This window comes from Zhongshania guokunii (assembly GCF_040892635.1).
Classification (GTDB): domain Bacteria; phylum Pseudomonadota; class Gammaproteobacteria; order Pseudomonadales; family Spongiibacteraceae; genus Spongiibacter; species Spongiibacter guokunii.
Window position 1 is genome coordinate 167,485 of record NZ_JBFRYA010000006.1, and the last position, 16,929, is coordinate 184,413.

Sequence of the window (16,929 nt, forward strand, 5' to 3'; positions counted from 1 at the left end):
TTGGGATGTAAATGAGCTTGCGAATTGGAATTGTCGGCGCGGGTAGCATCGGCTGCTATATTGGCGGAGCCTTGCAAATGGGTGGCGCCGAAGTTTGCTTTTTAGGGCGTGAGCGCATGGCGAGCGAACTTGCCGAACACGGTCTACATATCAGTGACTTTCGGGGTATGAAATATTCGCTGCCGGCATCGGCGCTGCATTTTCATACTGAGTTTAGGAGCCTGCCGGAGTTAGATTTTATTATTGTCACAGTTAAGTCGGGTGACACTGCTGCGATAGCGGAGCAATTGGCCGTTGTAGGCACCGGCGGGGCAACGATAATTAGTCTTCAAAATGGCGTAGCGAATGCAGCCTTGCTGAGTCAAGCCATGCCTAGCGCTTTAGTGCTGTCTGGCATGATTGCTTTTAATGTCTTACAGCGCGGCGAGGGTCGATTTCACGCGGGCACCGACGGTGCGGTCATTGTGCAGGCTGCACCTAGGCTGGATAAAATCGGCACTGCACTGGTTGCCAGCGGCACGCCATTTGAAACCCATCGCGATATGCGCTCGGTGCTGTGGTCTAAATTATTACTAAACTTGAATAACCCGATTAATGCGCTGTCGAATTTGCCCCTGAAAACCGAGCTATCCCAACGTGCTTATCGGCGCTGCCTAGCGCTGCTGCAGCGCGAGGCGCTGGCGGCAATTACCGCCGCCGATATTCCCGTGCAACGCTTGACTGCCGTGCCGGCAAGTATGCTGCCGTATATTTTAAATCTGCCCGATTTTTTGTTTACCCGCTTGGCGCAACCCATGTTGGCCATGGATCCTTTGGCGCGCTCTTCAATGTGGGAAGATCTCGAGCGTGGCCGTAAAACGGAGGTTGAGTGGCTAAACGGTGAGGTAATTTCCCTAGCCCGTGAGCACGGCTTAAACGCGCCGGTGAATAGTCGTTTAAAAGCTTTAGTACATGCAGCAGAACAGGGCGGGCGTCGCGATTACAGCGGCGAGGAATTGCTGGCGTTGATTAGCGCTTAACACCAGCATCTGTAGCCGTTTTAATTAGAGCGGGATACGATTTAAAAGTAGGTCTTTGGCCATGACCCAATCGCCAATAAAACTGTAAAGCGGATGCTTAAAGGTGGCCGGTTTGTTTTTTTCAAAGAAAAAATGCCCAACCCAAGCAAAGCCGTAACCTATTATGGGCAGCGCCCAGAGCAATACCCAGTGCTGGGTGAGTACCGCAGTGAATAGCACGCAAAGAACTAAAATACTGCCAACTAAATGCAAGCGGCGGCAGGTTTTGTTGCAGTGTTCTTGTAGATAATAGGGATAAAATTCGGCAAAACTTGTGAAGGATGTTTGTGCTTCAGTGTGCTCGTTCATGATGTTCCCTCTGTTGAATGGCTAATTTAGTCGGCGTAGCCTGGGTTCTGACGCTCAAGTTTGCGCAGCAGTCCTGGCCACGCTAGCCCGCCAAATAAACCACCGGTCACAATTTTAGCAGCTTCTTTCACGCCCTCGACAATTGCTGGATTAATTGGTGTTAGGTCGCGATTGCCTGCCAGTGCGCGCACCTGAATCATACAGCTAGCTTCGAAGATGTACATGGCTAAAAAGGCGTCAGCGGGACTAGCGCCAACGGTGAGCAAACCGTGATTGCGCAACATCAAAAAAGTATTGTCGGCGAGATTGCTGACCAGCCGCGGCTTCTCGTCTTCGTTGAGGGCTATGCCCTCGTAGTCGTGGTAGCCAAGGCTGGCTAACACCAAGGTCGACTGCTGTGAGAGGGCTAAAACGCCGTCGCGCTGGGCAGATACTGCCACGCCATTTAAGGAATGGGTGTGCATAACACATTGGGCGTCTTCTCGGGCTTGGTGAATGGCGCTGTGAATGGTAAAACCAGCGGGGTTAACGGGGTAGGGAGAGTCGGCTACTTTTTCGCCATTGAGGTCAATTTTCACCAGCGACGACGCGGTGATCTCCTCGAACATCATACCATATGGGTTGATTAAAAAATGGTGTTCGGGGCCGGGAATACGCGCGGAAATATGGGTGAAGACCAAATCGTCCCAGCCAAACATGGCCACCAGCCGGTAAGCTGCGGCAAGGTCGACCCGCAACTGCCATTCTGATTCCGAAACCTGATCTTTGAGTGATATTGTCATATTGCGTGTGTCCTCGTTATTCTATTTGGCAATACATGGGCTGTTGTTAAGCTATAGCCCATTCTGGCGGCAGGGTGCTAGAGAATCTGTCACTTAGGCGACAATGTTACTGATATTGGAGAAAATATGGTGCTACGTGAACGGATGGTGTTGTGATTGATAAACGACAGATTCTAACGGCCAATCCTTTGTTGTCGGGCTTACCCAGCGATGTGGTCGAGCAATTGATGGCGGTGAGCGTGGTGCGCGAGTTGCTAGACAGCGAGCGGCTCTATTCCCAAGGCGATAACGGCGACGGTTTGTTTGGCGTGATCCAAGGGCGTATTCGCCTGAGTAATTGCAGTAAAGAGGGAAAAGAGTTGCTGGTGATGTTGGTCGAGCCCGGTGATTGGATTGGTGAAATTTCTCTGCTCGATGGTCTACCGCGTAGCCACGATGCGGTAGCCGTGGGTGATAGTGCGGTGTTGTTTTTGCCTCGTGCAAAATTCGATGCCCTGCTTAAGGCGCGACCCGAATTGTATCAATTTTTTATTCCCATGCTGTGTCGTAAGCTGCGTTTGGCACTGAGCTACGTTGAAGGGGCCGCTTTATTTTCGCTTACTGAACGCTTAGCGCAGCGTATTTTAGAACTACTTAAATTTTATGGTGTAGACGACGGTGGTAAAGGCACGCTGATCAATGTGCATTTACCCCAAGAAGATCTCGCGAAAATGCTGGGGGTGTCGCGACAGGCGATTAGTCGGGAATTAAAGCGTTTGGAGAACGATGGTGTTATTGAGTTGGCCTACGGCAAGTTGCGGGTGATGGACCCGCACGCGTTAGAGCGTGCCTTGGTTTAATAAATACGAGATTAAAACAATAACGGCGCCACTAGGGCGCCGTTATTGTTACTGCGTAATGGATTTAGAAGTTGTAGACCAAGGTCACGGCTGTTTCACGGTCCATGTGCACGGTATCGGTGGGCACAGTTTCGTTATAAGTCATGGTATAGCTGAGTTTAAGCCCCAGTCCGCCGACAATTTTAGTTTTTAATGAGGTAATAGATTTGGTGACGGTGTTTTCTTCGCCAGATTCCACCGTGAGCTTTTGCTCAAAGGTCGCGGTCTCAGAAACAGCTGCCGAGAAGTCGGTAGATAAACGCAAGATCGCCTCTGAAACTTGACCGTCGCCAGCGGGACTGTCGGTTTCAAATTCGCTAATCCTAAAACCGGGGCCGATTTCAGCGTCCCAAGTCATTTTTGGGGTTTTTAATAGGCGCCGACCGTAACCCGCTGCTACGGTAGCCTGATATACATAGCCACTAAAGCGATCTTTTGTAGCAGATGCATAGCCAAAGCTATAGTTAAACTCACTGAAATCGTAAGCAAGGCGATTGTTTAGCGCGTATTTCTCTGCGGAGCGCACACCTGCCGCTTCACTGTTTTGGGCTTCCGCAGCAATATCGTAAGTCCATTGGCCACTGACCCGTTTACCATTGGTTTTAGCAATGGCGCTGGATTCTTTGCTATTGCCTTCAAGCTGAAAGTAGCCGAACTCGACATCGCCTTTCCAGCTTGGTGGATTAGATTGCGCATAGGCGCTGCTGGCGCTAAAAGCGGCGGCTAATGCAGCCGCCAAGGTGGTTTTGCTGTACGTCATTGTGGTCCTTAATACTAAGTTAAAGTGTTGCCGATCAAGATTCTTTATGGAAATGCACATCCATTTGGGGGTAGGGAATACCGATACCTGCGGCGTCAAAGGCATTCTTAAGGTCTTCTACCAATTTCCAGCGCGTAGGCCAGTAATCTGACGTGGCTACCCATGGACGGCATACTAAGTTCACTGAAGAATCACCCAGCTCAGCGACCGCAATTGTCGGCGCCGGATCTTTGAGTATACGGGCTTCAGCCTCAACCAGTTTTTGTAGAATCTCCTTGGCCTGACGCATATCGGCGTCATAAGAAATACCAACAATTAAATCGATGCGGCGGCGGGGCATAACGCTGTAGTTAGTAATCGCGTCGGACATCACCTTGGAATTAGGGATAATAATCCGTTTGAAATCACCAGTGAGCAGAATGGTTGAAAATAGACTAATGCTTTCAACGGTGCCTGAACAACCGCCTGCATCAACCCAATCGCCAACTTTGCAGGGCCGAAATGCTATTAGAAGTACGCCGGCGGCGAAGTTGGCCAGTGAGCCTTGCAGAGCCAAGCCCACGGCTAAACCAGCGGCACCCAAGGCTGCAATAACCGAGGCGGTTTGAATGCCTGCGTGGGCAAGGGCGGGGATAGCGGTTAGTGCAAAGAGAATTGAAAAAACCAGTTTGCTAATGAAGTTAGTTAAGGTGGAGTCAATACTGCGTTTGCCCATGGCGGTTTTGATTATGCCTGATACAAATTTGGCGACCCAATATCCGATTAAGATCATTGCCAGTGCACCGGCAATGCGAAGGCCGACCGAGGTAATCTCGGGGCCGTATTGTTCTATAAGTAACTGAATTTCTTTAGAGTCCATAAATCTTCGCCTGATCTCTGATGAATGTGGCCACAATTATAAACATGGACCGGAGTGTTACCACAATGGCGCTGGCACCAAAGCCTAAGGCGTTGCGCAGATACCTTCTCATTTAAGTACTTTTTCTATTTAAATGATAATGATTATCATTTAGTATTGGGTCTGCGCTTGGTTTTATGAAAAGGAGAGTGACCATGACGATGCGTTTTTTGTGTGAGACCCACCGCCAGCAGTTGCTGCGGAGTCAGGCGGTGGCAGAAATACGGTGGGACGAGTGGATGGAGGCGGGACGGGAGGCACTTAGCCAAAAGGACTGGCGAGCAGCGCTGAAGTATTTAGGCTCTAGCTATGAGCTGAGTGAATTACTGCTGGCACAGTGTTCTGTGCCAGAATTATCTTATTTAGACCGCTACATGGTCTCCGGCCACTTTTTGGCGGAATGTTTACGCCACTGCGGTGAGCATCAGTTGCAAAGACATTGTTTGCTTGAGGTTCATTATCGTCTACTCGCAATCCTGCGCAGCCCCCAAGGCCAAGGCTTGCCCTTGCAGCGCAATATTGAAATTTCCCTACAGATGTTAACCCGTCATTACGACGCTACCGGCGAGGTCGATTCTTTCCTTGCCTGTCGGGCCGAAACACAGCGCTTGCTGCAACGCAGTGTTCATTAGAATTGTCATTAGATAGTTTTGCGGGCAACAGCGGTGTTCTGCCGCTTGCAATATGGCTCCATTAGACTATTTCTTATATTAGTTTTCGCTATCGAAATGAGCCTACTTGAGCCGGCGTTGGTAGCGATATCATCGCGTTCAGTTCAGTAGATGTGTGAGTGTTCGCATTAAGTTGGTATGCTGAGTTGATTGATAGGGAGAAGTGTATGGATCCGAAACAATTGCATGAGCAGTTACAGCGCCTGCAAACAGAAATTGATGGTTTAACTGTTGATCAAGACAATCGCGCAAAGCTACATGCCTTGGTCGACGATATTGACCGCGAATTAGGTGTTGGCCCTCAGTTTGTATTGGAAGACAGTAGTTTACAGGATCGTTTAGAAGAGCTTGTTTCTAGTTTTGAGGTTGAGCACCCCACTGTGGCCGGAATTTTAAAAGATATCATGGTTAAGCTCGCCAGTATTGGCGTGTAATTTCGGCGTATTCTGCCGGTGAATGTATGGCGTGATAGCCGAGGTTTTCCTCCTAGATAAACACCTTTGTACGGTTAAATACCGCGACTTTAGTTTACGGTTCGTTCGCCCAGCTCCGTTTAACCGAAGTATTGCCGCATTGTGTGGTGCTACTCTTGGGTTGAGCTGCCGCTAAGATTTATTTTTTGGCCAATGTTTTTGTGCTTTGGGTCGTAGTAGTGTCGTGGTTGGTCACCGCATGTGATATGTGGCTTTAACGACGGAAAACTGGCGAGAGAAGCACATGGTGAATAAAGATCGTAAAGCATTGGGTGACATCCTCGGGGCGGGGCGCTTAACCATAGATGCGATTGCTGGAGTCACCGACATCGCCGAAGGCCTGCACCACGCTATTCTCAGTTTTGGCGGTGTTCTTGACGGCGGTGATGCCGAACGTGAAGACGCTCAGCGCGTGGACGAGAACGCCAAACAGTTAAACAACAAGCGCACCACAGGCGTTAGCGGCTTGGTGTATCGCAGTATCCGGCACATCAATACTTGGCTTGGTATTGGCCTCGATGCCTTAATTCAGCGTTTAACCAATACTATTGCCAATAACCAAGCTTCGCCAGGGCGGGCGGCGGTGGTGTCGGCGCTCAATGGCATATTAGGCGATCATCTGCAGCGCAAGGGCAACCCACTTGCGATCACCATGGCTTTTTGTCGCGATGGCAATGCCCTCAATGCCACTGAGCTTGTGGCCTTACTGGCCGAGCACAAAGAAATTGCGTTATTTGTTCACGGCCTGTGTATGAATGATCAGCAGTGGACGCGACGGGGTCACAATCATGGTGAATTGCTTGCTACCGAACTGGGCTTTACGCCCTTGTATCTGCGTTACAACACCGGTTTACACACCTCAGAAAATGGCCGCGCGCTCGCGGAGTTAATGGACATGCTCGGCGGCTGCGGCGGCCCCGACACGGCGTTTTATATTGTCGCTCACAGCATGGGCGGCTTGGTGTCGCGCAGCGCCTATCATTACGGCACCGCGCAGGGGCAGCGCTGGCCAGAACAGCTACGGAAAATCGTTTTTTTGGGTACGCCCCATCACGGCGCGGCTTTGGAGAGAGGCGGCAATTGGATTAACGTATTGCTCGACAGCAATCCCTATAGTTCACCCTTTTCGCGCTTGGCTAAAATCCGCAGCAGCGGCATCACCGATCTGCGTTATGGCAATGTGCTCGACGAGGACTGGGCTATTGGCGACCGCTTTGCAATGGCTGGCGATCAGCGGCGCGCGTTGTCTTTACCTAAATTGGTAGATTGTTATGCCATTGCGGCGACGACCTCGCTAGACACCTACCCAGTACTAAATAATATGCTCGGCGATGGCTTGGTGTCGGTGACTAGCGCACTGGGCCAGCACCGTGACTCGCGCTTTAATTTGAATTTTTATCCTGACCGGCAGTGGTTGGGGCGAGGCCTGCATCATATGGATTTGCTGAACGACGCGGGCGTTTATTCTGTGCTGAAGTCGTTTCTTGAGGTGGCCGAATCTGAATTCAGGGTCATAGAATAGCAAGCGTGATTAGCTAATGGATGGGGCTTATGGCGACGTTTCATATTGTAGAGGGTGATATTTGCACAATGGCAGTGGACGCCATTGTTAATGCCGCCAACAACAGCTTGTTAGGTGGCGGTGGCGTAGACGGGGCAATTCATCGCGCTGCCGGCCCCGAATTACTGGCCTATTGCCGCCAATTACAAGGCTGTGAAACCGGCGATGCCAAACTCAGCCCAGCATTTTTACTGCCGGCTAAGGCGGTAATTCACACCGTTGGGCCAGTTTGGCGCGGGGGCGCGCACGGCGAGGCAGCCCTACTGGCTTCTTGCTACCGGCGTTGCATTGAAGTTGCCGATGCCGAGGGTTTTCGGTCTATTGCCTTTCCGGCAATAAGCTGTGGGGTTTACGCTTATCCCAATGGCCCCGCGACTGAGATCGCGGTGGCCGCGCTGCGGCGCTGGGCGGCAAATAGCTCGGTAGAGGACATTTACTTGCTTGCCTTTAGTACTGAAATGCGCGGCCACTGGGCGGCTGCCATCGCCGCTACAGAGGCTTAAAAAGCTTAATTCGCGCTGTTTGATTTCTGCTTGGCGGCTTCGATAGCTGCGCCGAGGGTTTGCGCGGTTTGTGGTCCCATTAGGCTGGCCACCAGTTTGCCGTCGGGGCTGATGACTAAGGTGGTCGGTAGTACTTGGGGACGCGGAATACCGAACGTAGGGGCTGGGTCGGCGCTTAAAGATGAAAACTCGATACCCATGTCGGCAATGGCGGCGGTCAGCGCGTCACCCTCTAAACCGTCGTAGTTAATACCGTAAATACGGATGTCGGCATGGTTTTTGGCAAAATCATTTAGCTCGGGAATCTCGTCGCGGCAGGGGCCGCACCATGTTGCCCAATAATTTATAAACTGCCACTGGCCCTGTGCGAATTGGCCGCTATCGCCGTTAACCGTGGTGAAATCGGGTTTGCTACAGGCGCTTAAACATAAAAACAGCGTGCCAAGGAGTGTGCGAATTGAATTTGTCGTCATGGATGTACTCAATGCTGGTCCTGCCTAGGGGGCGGGCGGTGTATAATGCCCGCTGTTAAAATGTGAAATTATTACGCGGGGAGCCAATGTCCGATTACACAATTTACCACAATCCACGGTGTTCAAAGTCGAGACAAACACTGCAGCTATTGATTGATCGCGGCATTGAGCCGCAAATTATAGCGTATTTAGACACCCCACCGTCTAAAACCGAGCTTAAAGACCTAATCGCTAAGTTGGGTGTAAAGCCCCGGGCTTTACTTCGCAAAGGCGAAGATGCCTATAAAACACTGGGTTTAGCCGATACCAGTAAAACCGATGCGCAATTGATGGCGGCAATGCTGCAAGAGCCAAAGTTAATTGAGCGGCCAATTGTAGTCAGCGGTGAGCGTGCAGTATTGGGGCGGCCGCCAGAAAATGTATTGGCGTTGATTGATTAATTAGATGCAGTTGGAAATTGTAGAGGGCAGTGTTGTTGAGCAGTGAATCTTATGTATTGGTATTGTATTACAGCCGTCACGGCGCTACTGAGCGCTTGGCTCAGCAAATAGCGCGCGGAGTGGAGCAAGCGGGGGTGGAGGCGAGAATTCGCACTGTGCCCGCGGTGTCTGCGGTGTGCGAGGCGACTGCCGACGATATTCCCGACAGCGGCCATCTCTACGCGAGCGAAGACGATCTGCGCAATTGTGCGGGTTTAGTGATGGGTAGCCCCACTCGCTTTGGCAATATGGCCGCAGCACTGAAATATTTCCTCGACGGCAGTTCCAGCTTGTGGATGAGCGGCGCGCTCATTGGCAAGCCGGCGGCGGTATTTACCTCGAGCGCGAGCCTGCACGGTGGCCAAGAAACTACCTTATTGAGCATGATGCTGCCACTATTGCACCACGGCATGGTGATTGCTGGCCTGCCCTATAGTGAGGCGGCGTTAACAACTACCCAAACGGGTGGCACACCTTATGGCGCCTCGCATGTGGCGGGGCAAGACGGCCGCGCGGTGGATGACACTGAGCTAGAATTAGCGGCAGCACTGGGTCGGCGTGTAGCACTTTTAAGTAAAAAACTGCAACCCTGAGGTAGTAATGACGGCAATTGAAAAACGTGCGGCACTGGCAGCATGGGTAATGAAAATTAGTTACATCGCTTTTTTATTGAGTCTGAGCTTGGGAACATGGGTTTGGGTTCAGGAGGGCCGCCAGCCCAGCATTACTATTTGGCTAATTCGGGTGGTGCCCATATTGTTGTTTGCCTACGGGGTTTTTAAACACCAGCTGCGCAGTATTGCTTGGCTGTGTTTTGCTATTTTATTGTATTTTGCCATGGCGGTAACCGAGGCGATGTCGCCTTATGTGATCTGGTTTAACTATATTGAGTTGGCGGTGGTGGTAATGTTGTTTTGCAGTGCGACGATATTTATTCGCTGGCAGGCACAAATGCTGAAAGCTAAGCATATAGAAAAGGTGTCGGGCGAATGACAGTGACCAAAAAACGTGGGTTCTTCTCACGCGTGGGCGGCGCTATTGACGCTACTCGGCGCTGGACCATTAATATTGTGTTTTTGCTGTTTGTTGGCCTTGTGCTCATGGCGGTGTTCAGCACCGAGCGGCTTACCGTTCCGGATGGCGGGGTATTGATTGTGGCGCCGCAAGGGGTGGTGGTAGATCAAATCACCGCCGTTGACGCCTTAACTCAGTTGAGTGCCGAGGGTTTGCCTAGCGAAACTTTGCTTAGTGACTTAACCGAAACCATTGAGCTGGCCACCGATGATCCGCGCATTGAAGTAATGCTACTGCAACTGGATGAGCTTGATCATATTGGTTTGAGTAAAACCTTAGAGCTGTCGGAGTCAATAAATCGCTTCCGCGACAGTGGCAAGACCGTGGTTGCTTCCGCCAGCCACTATGACCAAGATCAGTATTTGTTGGCCAGTTTTGCCGACCAGATTTTTGTACACAATATGGGCGGCGTGGGCATTGAAGGTTTTGCGGTAATCCGCAATTATTTTTTGGATGCCATTAATAAGCTGAAAATTCGTTTTCATGTTTTTAAGGTGGGTAGTTTTAAGTCGGCAGTTGAGCCACTGCTTCGCAACGACATGTCGGATGCGGCAAAAGAATCGAATAAAGCTTGGCTTGATCAGTTGTGGACGGTGTACAGCAATACCGTTACCGCACGACGGGGAATTAGCGCTCAGCGCCTTGATTACTATGTAAACCATATCGACGATGTGATGGCCAAGGTCGATGGTGATGCCGCCCAAGCAGCGCTTGATTATGGCTTGGTCGACGGTATTGTCAGCCGGCCAACCCTGCGCAGTATGCTCGCTGAGCGGGTGGGTGAAGATAAAGACGGTATTTATAAACATATTTTCTATCGTGATTATTTGGCGCTGAGCAAAGGTCTGCGGCCACTTAAAACAGCGGCCGTGGGCATTATTGTGGCCAGTGGCAATATTGTTGACGGCAGTCAACCCGCAGGCACGATCGGCGGTGATAGCTTAGCTAGCCTGATTCGTGACGCGCGGAAAGATGACGAAATAAAGGCGGTGGTGCTGCGTATCGACAGCGGCGGCGGTTCGGCCTTTGCTTCGGAAGTGATTCGCGCCGAGCTGGTCCAATTGCAGGAAGCTGGTAAACCGCTGGTTGTCTCTATGGGTAGTATGGCTGCTTCTGGCGGTTATTGGATTGCCGCTGGTGCGGATGAAATTTGGGCAACTCCGGCAACCCTTACCGGTTCAATTGGAATTTTTGGCGCTTTTCCTACTGTAGATGAGATGTTGAGCGGGCTTGGTATCAGCGCCGATGGTATTGGCACCAGTGCAGTAGCCGGTAAATTGCGTCCGGATATTCCCCTCGACCCAATTTTAGCGCGGGCGATTCAATCGGGTATTGAGCACGGTTACCGACGATTTATTAATATTGTTGCCGATGGCAGAAACAAGCTTGTAGAGCAGGTCGAGCCAATCGCTGAGGGGCGGGTGTGGAGTGGCATAGATGCCCAGCAGCTGGGCTTGGTTGATCAATTGGGCGGGCTTAAACAAGCCGTGGCCTCGGCGGCGGCGCTAGCGGGTTTACCCGATGCGAATAGTCGTGTACTGCAGCTGCCACTAAGCCCAGAAGAAGAGCTGATGAAGCTGTTGCTGGGTTCGGGTATGGTTAAGCAATTGCTGCAAACCTCGTCGCCGCTGCTGAGTACGCTAAATAGCGTGTTGCCGGCGTGGTCTTCTATGCTGCAATTGCGCGATAGTCGCGGTGTATATGCTTACTGCATATTGTGCGTTGCGCCCTAGGGAATGATTAATCGAGCACAGTGGCTAATACGGCCGCTGTGCCTTAACTGGCTACGGTATTTTGTGGGTAGAGCTGGCGCCACAATTCAAAGCCGCCATCCATGCTGTAAACCTCGGTAAAGTCTTTTTCTACAAAATACTGGGCCGCACTTTGGCTGCTGTTGCCGTGGTAGCAGTAAATAATGAGCGCTTGATCTGGGTCGGCAGCTTCAATAAATTGCTGCAGACTTTGATTGTCTAAATGGCTGGCCTGAGGGATATGGGCGGCGCTGAATGATTGCTCATCACGAACGTCGGCGACTTGGCAGTTGCCGGCTTTGAGCATCGCGTGGGCGTCTTGGGGCGAAATATGTTTAAACATAGGCATAGTACTTATCTGTTCTGTAAATAGAGGCTTATAGTACCGCGATGAGAACAAAAACAGAACGGCGCCGGCGTGGCGGCCAATTTTCTTTATTAGATCGCTTTAGCAGCTTGCGCGATGCCCTCAATGGTTTGGGCATTTTAATTGTTGAACAGCACAATGCCCGCATTCATTTGGTGGTTGCTATTTGTGTGCTGGCGCTGGGCTTATTAACGGGCTTAAATGGGCTGGAGTGGCTTTTGATATTTGCCGCCATTAGCTTGGTGTGGATGGCCGAGGCCTTTAATAGCGCCTTGGAGTATGTGTGCGACGCCGCGGTGCCGGAAGCCCATGAGTTGATCGGTAAGGCTAAAGACGTGGCGGCGGCCGGCGTTTTAATTTGTAGTGTCTTTGCCGTATTGGTCGGCGTCTGGGTGTTTGTGCCAGGTTTGCTGCGCTAACTCAAGTCACACATTTTAAATTATAACTCCGATGCTAATTCTCGGCGGGATTTAGATCCCGCCAGCCCGCGCGCGTCCTCTAGTACCATATACATACACGGAATGAGTATCAGAGTAATGACGGTGGCAAATATAATGCCGAAGCCGAGAGATACCGCCATGGGAATCACGAATTGAGCCTGCAGGCTCTCTTCGAGCAGCATGGGTAGCAGGCCAAAAAAAGTTGTTAGAGATGTTAGCAGTATTGCCCTAAAGCGCAGGCAACCTGAATCAACCACCGCATCTAATAGCCGCTCACCGCGAGCCAGCGCCGAGTTAATAAAATCGACCATAATTAAGCTGTCGTTGACGACCACCCCAGACAGGGCAATAACCCCAAAAAACGACATCATGCTAAAGGATAAATCGAGCACGATGTGGCCAACCACCGCGCCGATAATGCCAAAGGGTATAACGCCCATAATAATAAACGGCTGGGCGTAGGAGCGAAGAGGCACTGCTAGTAGTGCATATATGCCAAATAGGGCGACCACAAAGCCAATGCCTAGACTTTTCATTAAGGTGCCCATTTCCTCACTTTCACCGCTGAACTGTACTTTAACAGCGGGATAGCGACCGGCAAATTTGGCTTTAATCAGATTCTCCATTATGTCGGAAGTTACTTTGCTGGGGCTGGTGAACTCTTTGTCTACCTGGGAGCTGACATTGATTGAGCGCTCGCCGTCGATACGTTTGCGCTGACTGAAGCCCGGTTCAATTTTAATGTCGGCCACACTACTCAGCGGCACATAGGCTTGGTCTGCAGAGCGAATATACATGTTTTGCAGGTCAGAGACGGCTTCACGCTCATTGCGGGGGTAGCGCACCATGACTTTTACTTCGTCGTTGCCGCGCTGTATGCGCTGGGCTTCGGCGCCGTAGAAGGTGTCGCGTAACTGCCGGCCCAAGGATGCCGAGGTGATTCCTAAGACTTCGGCGCTAGGTTTAATCTCTAAGACAATCTCGTCCTGAATTGCGCTGGCGCCATTGCGAATGTCGAATACGCCTTTGTAGTGGCTTAGCGCCTCTTCTAAATCCTTTGCGGCGGCTTCTAGCTGGCTGTCGGAATTGCTGCTCAATTTAAAGGAAATAGCGGGGCCCGAACTTTGGTCGGCACTGCTCACTGACATGATTTTAGCACCGGGCACTTCGCCGATTTTTTCACGCCAGCGGCGGGAAATTTCATTGCCGTCGATATCGCGTTGCTCATTTTTGGTGAGCTCCACCATAAATGTCACTGTCCTGCCAGACGAGCCAAAGGCGACCACGTGGCTGACGAGGCGCTTGTTGGCGTCGGCGGGGTGCTGGTTTTGGTATTCGGTGTCAATGTCGTGCAGAGCCTTGTCCATTTGTTCAAAGGCCAATCGAGTTTGGGCTTCGGGCGTGCCTTCTGTCATTTCTAAATTGGCTTTAATAAAATCGCTGGGAACTTCGGGGATCAATACAAAACGGATAACGCCGCCGCTGATAAGGCCAACGGTAATAATCAGCAGGGCAAGGAAGCTCGCACCGGTGATATAGCGCTTGGCGATGGCAAGGTGGATAAAGGGGCGATAATGATTTTCCACAAAAGCGGTGAGCATTTTGTTGGAGTAGCGCGGTATACGGTTGAGCTTTTGCCAGATACCGCCGGTACTCGGTTTACTGTGGGCCAAGTGAGCTGGCAGTATCCATTTAGACTCAATCAATGAAAAACACAGACATAATATAACCACCCAACCCACGGATTCTGGGAAGGGCGAGAATGAACCCTCGGTAAATAAGGTGGGTGAAAATGCCATGATGGTTGTAAGTACACCGAAGGTCGCGGGGGTTGCAACCCGTAACGCGCCGGTTATTACCGTATCAATAGAGTGGCCTTTGCTCTCGGCTTCTGCGTAAGCACTTTCGCCAATAATAATGGCGTCGTCGACGACAATGCCCAGCACTAAAATAAAGCCAAACAGACTGAGCATATTTAGGCTAATACCAACGATAGGCATCATCGCAAAGGTGCCTAAAAAGCATATCGGTAGACCAACCATCACCCAAAAGGCGAGCTTCACGTCGAGGAATAGCCCGAGCACGATAAACACCAGCAGGGCGCCCATCCCTAGGTTTTTCAACATCATGTCCATACGGCCTTCGAGGTAGAAGGTGATGTCGGCCCAACTGGTGATATTGACCCCGTCTGGGAGGGTGTCGCGCTTCTGGGCTACGTATTTTTTAGCGGCATCGGCAACGGTAATAATGTCTTGTTTACCAACCGCAAAGACCTGCAGGCCGATACTGGCTTGGCTGTCGAAAAACGAGAAGCCGTCTTGCTCTACAAAGCCGTCGCGAATGGTGGCGATGTCACCTAGGGTCAGCCGAGTGCCATCGGGATTAGTGATTAGGACTAGGCGTTCAAATTCGTGCTGGTGGCGGGCTTGACCCCGGGTGCGCAGCATAATGTCGCCATTGCTGGTTTTAATCGAACCGCCAGGAAGGTCGAGGGATGAGCGCCGGATCGACTCCGCAACATCACTGAGGCTGAGTCCGTATTGGAGTAAAGTGTGCTCGGGAATTTCAATGCTAATTTCAAAATCGCGGGCGCCGTTAATTTGTACAAAGGCGATATCGTCGTCGAGCATTAATTCTTGCTTAACCTGTTCGGCCAATTCCTTGAGGCCGCGCTCGTTGATATTGCCATAGAGCTGGATATTCACTGCGTGATTGTTGAAATCGATACGTTTTATAACGGGTCGTTCGGCTTGCTCTGGAAAGCTGACGATGCCGTCGACCGCGCTTTTAATTTCGTCCATTACTGCCAGGGTATCGTAGCCATCGAATATTTCCACGGTGAAGCTGGCGGCGGATTCATTGGCGGTGGACTCAATGCTTTCGATGGACTCAATGTCTTTGAGTGCTTCTTCTATTTTGAGAACTACACCTTTCTCTACCTCGTCTGGGGTGGCGCCGGGATAAGGTACGATGATGCTAACGAGATTTAATTCAAAATCTGGCTGAAGCGTACGCTGAATACTCAGTGCTGAGCCAATACCTATACCAATAATAATAATCATCAGTAAGTTGGCTGCCACTGAATTACGGGCAAACCACGGAATTGTGCCTTTGTGGGTGTCGAACTCGGGAGTTAAACTCATAGCGGCGAACGCTCGCTGTGAAGAACGGCAATACTATTGTGCGCAGCTGGTGATTTAATCAGAGTGCTGGTTTTACTTTGGTGATTGATTTTAACCTTGGTGCCAGCAATGGCATTGGGAATGGTCGACAGGCAAATTACGTCACCGTCGCTGAGGCCTTCGTAGACATAGACTAGCGAGCCCTCGGTGCGCAGGGTTTTAACATCGCGACTGCTTAATTTTTGCTCGCTGTCGAGCACCCATACTTTATTGCCGGTGCGTAAAATATAGCGGGGGATGGCAATGAGTTGATCGATTTGCTTACCGCTGATCTCAGCTTTGACGAAGCTGCCCATCATCAAGATGTCACCCTCGCTGTCGAGGCGGTAGGGGTCGTTGATTTCGGCAACCGCGAATAATACGCGGCTGCGCTCATCGAGTACGCCTTCGGTACGCACGATATTACCTTGCCAGTGTTGGCCTAAGTCGTTTTCTATACTCACCGTGGGCGCGGCATTTGGTTGGCTGCTATTGGGCAGATCCAAGTAGCGCAGGCGGTCGGCGGGAATTGGCAGGCGAATTTCGGCGCGGTCAATCGCAAAAATTTGGCCGAGCTGGCTGCCGGTGGTGACATATTGACCGAGGTCGACGTTGCGGCTTTTTATCATGCCGCGGTAGGGCGCCCTAATTTCGGTACGGCTGAGGTTATTTTTGGCAAAGCTGACGTCTGCTAACGCAGCTTGTAGTTTTGCTTCGGCTTCTTTTAGCTGGGGTTCGCGTAGCGCTAGGCTTAGGGCGTCTTGGCTGGCATGTTTGCGTGGGTATTTTTGGAGGTCGGTGCGCGCAGCTGCGGCCAAGCCCTTTTCATGAAGCAGGTTGCTCTCGGCGCTGGCGAGATTGGCTTCGGCGCGCTTTAGGTCAACCTGATAGTTGCGGTCATCAATGGCAAGTAATAGCGCGTCTTTTTCAACCAGGCCACCGCTTTCAAATTGCTGGGCAACCTTCACGACCTTACCCGAAACTTCTGAAACGAGGCTGGTCTGGGTGCGCGGCAGAACATTACCCTGGGAGTTCACCGCAATGGACAGGGTTTGCTTTTCGGCGATGGCAACGTCAACAATCAGCTCTGGGGGAACAATCGTGATGGTTTCAGCCGGGGGCTTCATTGCGTAAAAACCACCGGCAATAACACCTGCAAGGATAAGTATGATCACCACGATGACGGCTTGATTAGACTGTTTCAACACACGAATGGTCTCTTTGGGGCGTAATGGTATTCGTCACTGTGACTGACGCGAGCGTTTGCTACTTGGCGGCAAGGCGTTATGTA

19 protein-coding genes are annotated in these 16,929 nt (G+C 51.2%); 11 read left to right on the forward strand and 8 right to left on the reverse strand.

Going from position 1 to position 16,929, the window contains the following annotated elements; genetic code table 11:
- Positions 1 to 11: 11 nt before the first annotated feature.
- Complete coding sequence (locus AB4876_RS08815; RefSeq protein WP_368381278.1) at positions 12 to 1,019, forward strand: 2-dehydropantoate 2-reductase; 1,008 nt, start codon at positions 12 to 14, stop codon at positions 1,017 to 1,019.
- Between the two features lie 24 nt (positions 1,020 to 1,043).
- Here AB4876_RS08815 and AB4876_RS08820 read toward each other — a convergent pair whose 3' ends face one another.
- Both AB4876_RS08820 and AB4876_RS08825 read right to left on the reverse strand, forming a co-directional pair.
- Positions 1,044 to 1,367, reverse strand: a complete 324-nt coding sequence (locus AB4876_RS08820) for an Mpo1-like protein (RefSeq protein WP_368381279.1) — start codon at positions 1,365 to 1,367, stop codon at positions 1,044 to 1,046.
- A 26-nt stretch (positions 1,368 to 1,393) separates the two neighbouring features.
- Positions 1,394 to 2,149, reverse strand: a complete 756-nt coding sequence (locus AB4876_RS08825; protein ID WP_368381280.1) for a class II aldolase/adducin family protein — start codon at positions 2,147 to 2,149, stop codon at positions 1,394 to 1,396.
- A gap of 152 nt (positions 2,150 to 2,301) precedes the next feature.
- Here AB4876_RS08825 and AB4876_RS08830 point away from each other — a divergent pair, with 152 nt between their 5' ends.
- A complete protein-coding gene (locus tag AB4876_RS08830) occupies positions 2,302 to 2,988 on the forward strand; it encodes a Crp/Fnr family transcriptional regulator (RefSeq protein ID WP_368381281.1) in 687 nt (228 codons plus the stop codon).
- A gap of 64 nt (positions 2,989 to 3,052) precedes the next feature.
- Here AB4876_RS08830 and AB4876_RS08835 read toward each other — a convergent pair whose 3' ends face one another.
- Positions 3,053 to 3,787 (reverse strand): DUF481 domain-containing protein, encoded by a 735-nt coding sequence (locus tag AB4876_RS08835; protein ID WP_368381282.1) that lies wholly within the window; start codon positions 3,785 to 3,787, stop codon positions 3,053 to 3,055.
- Positions 3,788 to 3,821: 34 nt separating this feature from the next.
- Positions 3,822 to 4,646 (reverse strand): mechanosensitive ion channel family protein, encoded by an 825-nt coding sequence (locus AB4876_RS08840; RefSeq protein WP_368381283.1) that lies wholly within the window; start codon positions 4,644 to 4,646, stop codon positions 3,822 to 3,824.
- Positions 4,647 to 4,840: 194 nt separating this feature from the next.
- Here AB4876_RS08840 and AB4876_RS08845 point away from each other — a divergent pair, with 194 nt between their 5' ends.
- The 4 genes from AB4876_RS08845 (at position 4,841) to AB4876_RS08860 (ending at position 7,893) form a co-directional block, all read left to right on the forward strand.
- A complete protein-coding gene (locus tag AB4876_RS08845) occupies positions 4,841 to 5,317 on the forward strand; it encodes a hypothetical protein (RefSeq protein WP_368381284.1) in 477 nt (158 codons plus the stop codon).
- Positions 5,318 to 5,523: 206 nt separating this feature from the next.
- Complete coding sequence (locus AB4876_RS08850) at positions 5,524 to 5,790, forward strand: DUF4404 family protein (RefSeq protein WP_301027728.1); 267 nt, start codon at positions 5,524 to 5,526, stop codon at positions 5,788 to 5,790.
- 283 nt (positions 5,791 to 6,073) lie between these two features.
- Positions 6,074 to 7,351, forward strand: a complete 1,278-nt coding sequence (locus tag AB4876_RS08855) for a PGAP1-like alpha/beta domain-containing protein (protein ID WP_301027730.1) — start codon at positions 6,074 to 6,076, stop codon at positions 7,349 to 7,351.
- 29 nt (positions 7,352 to 7,380) lie between these two features.
- Positions 7,381 to 7,893: an O-acetyl-ADP-ribose deacetylase gene (locus AB4876_RS08860; protein WP_368381285.1), complete on the forward strand. Its 513-nt coding sequence runs from the start codon at positions 7,381 to 7,383 to the stop codon at positions 7,891 to 7,893.
- A gap of 5 nt (positions 7,894 to 7,898) precedes the next feature.
- On the opposite strand, the gene AB4876_RS08865 is transcribed toward AB4876_RS08860, so the two are convergent.
- A complete protein-coding gene (locus AB4876_RS08865) occupies positions 7,899 to 8,366 on the reverse strand; it encodes a TlpA family protein disulfide reductase (protein ID WP_368381286.1) in 468 nt (155 codons plus the stop codon).
- A gap of 86 nt (positions 8,367 to 8,452) precedes the next feature.
- Between AB4876_RS08865 and arsC the strand changes: the two genes are divergently transcribed.
- Genes arsC through sppA form a run of 4 tightly spaced genes read left to right on the forward strand, consistent with a single transcriptional unit; the run spans position 8,453 to position 11,652 of the window.
- The gene (gene arsC, locus AB4876_RS08870; RefSeq protein ID WP_368381287.1) at positions 8,453 to 8,806 is read left to right on the forward strand and encodes an arsenate reductase (glutaredoxin); all 354 of its coding nucleotides are present in this window, start codon (positions 8,453 to 8,455) and stop codon (positions 8,804 to 8,806) included.
- Between the two features lie 35 nt (positions 8,807 to 8,841).
- Complete coding sequence (gene wrbA, locus AB4876_RS08875) at positions 8,842 to 9,438, forward strand: NAD(P)H:quinone oxidoreductase (protein WP_368381288.1); 597 nt, start codon at positions 8,842 to 8,844, stop codon at positions 9,436 to 9,438.
- Between the two features lie 7 nt (positions 9,439 to 9,445).
- Positions 9,446 to 9,838: a DUF2069 domain-containing protein gene (locus tag AB4876_RS08880; RefSeq protein WP_368381290.1), complete on the forward strand. Its 393-nt coding sequence runs from the start codon at positions 9,446 to 9,448 to the stop codon at positions 9,836 to 9,838.
- The gene (sppA, locus tag AB4876_RS08885) at positions 9,835 to 11,652 is read left to right on the forward strand and encodes a signal peptide peptidase SppA (RefSeq protein WP_368381291.1); all 1,818 of its coding nucleotides are present in this window, start codon (positions 9,835 to 9,837) and stop codon (positions 11,650 to 11,652) included. The genes AB4876_RS08880 and sppA overlap by 4 nt, the downstream gene beginning before the upstream one ends.
- 43 nt (positions 11,653 to 11,695) lie before the next feature.
- On the opposite strand, the gene glpE is transcribed toward sppA, so the two are convergent.
- On the reverse strand, positions 11,696 to 12,019 hold the full coding sequence (gene glpE / locus AB4876_RS08890; protein ID WP_368381292.1) for a thiosulfate sulfurtransferase GlpE: 324 nt from the start codon (positions 12,017 to 12,019) through the stop codon (positions 11,696 to 11,698).
- 41 nt (positions 12,020 to 12,060) lie between these two features.
- On the opposite strand from glpE, the gene AB4876_RS08895 reads away from it, so the two are divergent.
- Positions 12,061 to 12,456, forward strand: a complete 396-nt coding sequence (locus AB4876_RS08895; protein WP_368381293.1) for a diacylglycerol kinase family protein — start codon at positions 12,061 to 12,063, stop codon at positions 12,454 to 12,456.
- Between the two features lie 20 nt (positions 12,457 to 12,476).
- On the opposite strand, the gene AB4876_RS08900 is transcribed toward AB4876_RS08895, so the two are convergent.
- Both AB4876_RS08900 and AB4876_RS08905 read right to left on the reverse strand, forming a co-directional pair.
- Entirely contained in the window at positions 12,477 to 15,620 is a 3,144-nt protein-coding gene (locus AB4876_RS08900; protein WP_368381294.1) for an efflux RND transporter permease subunit, read from the reverse strand.
- Positions 15,617 to 16,846, reverse strand: a complete 1,230-nt coding sequence (locus AB4876_RS08905) for an efflux RND transporter periplasmic adaptor subunit (protein WP_368381296.1) — start codon at positions 16,844 to 16,846, stop codon at positions 15,617 to 15,619. Before AB4876_RS08905 ends, AB4876_RS08900 begins: the two co-directional genes overlap by 4 nt.
- Positions 16,847 to 16,929 lie beyond the last annotated feature (83 nt).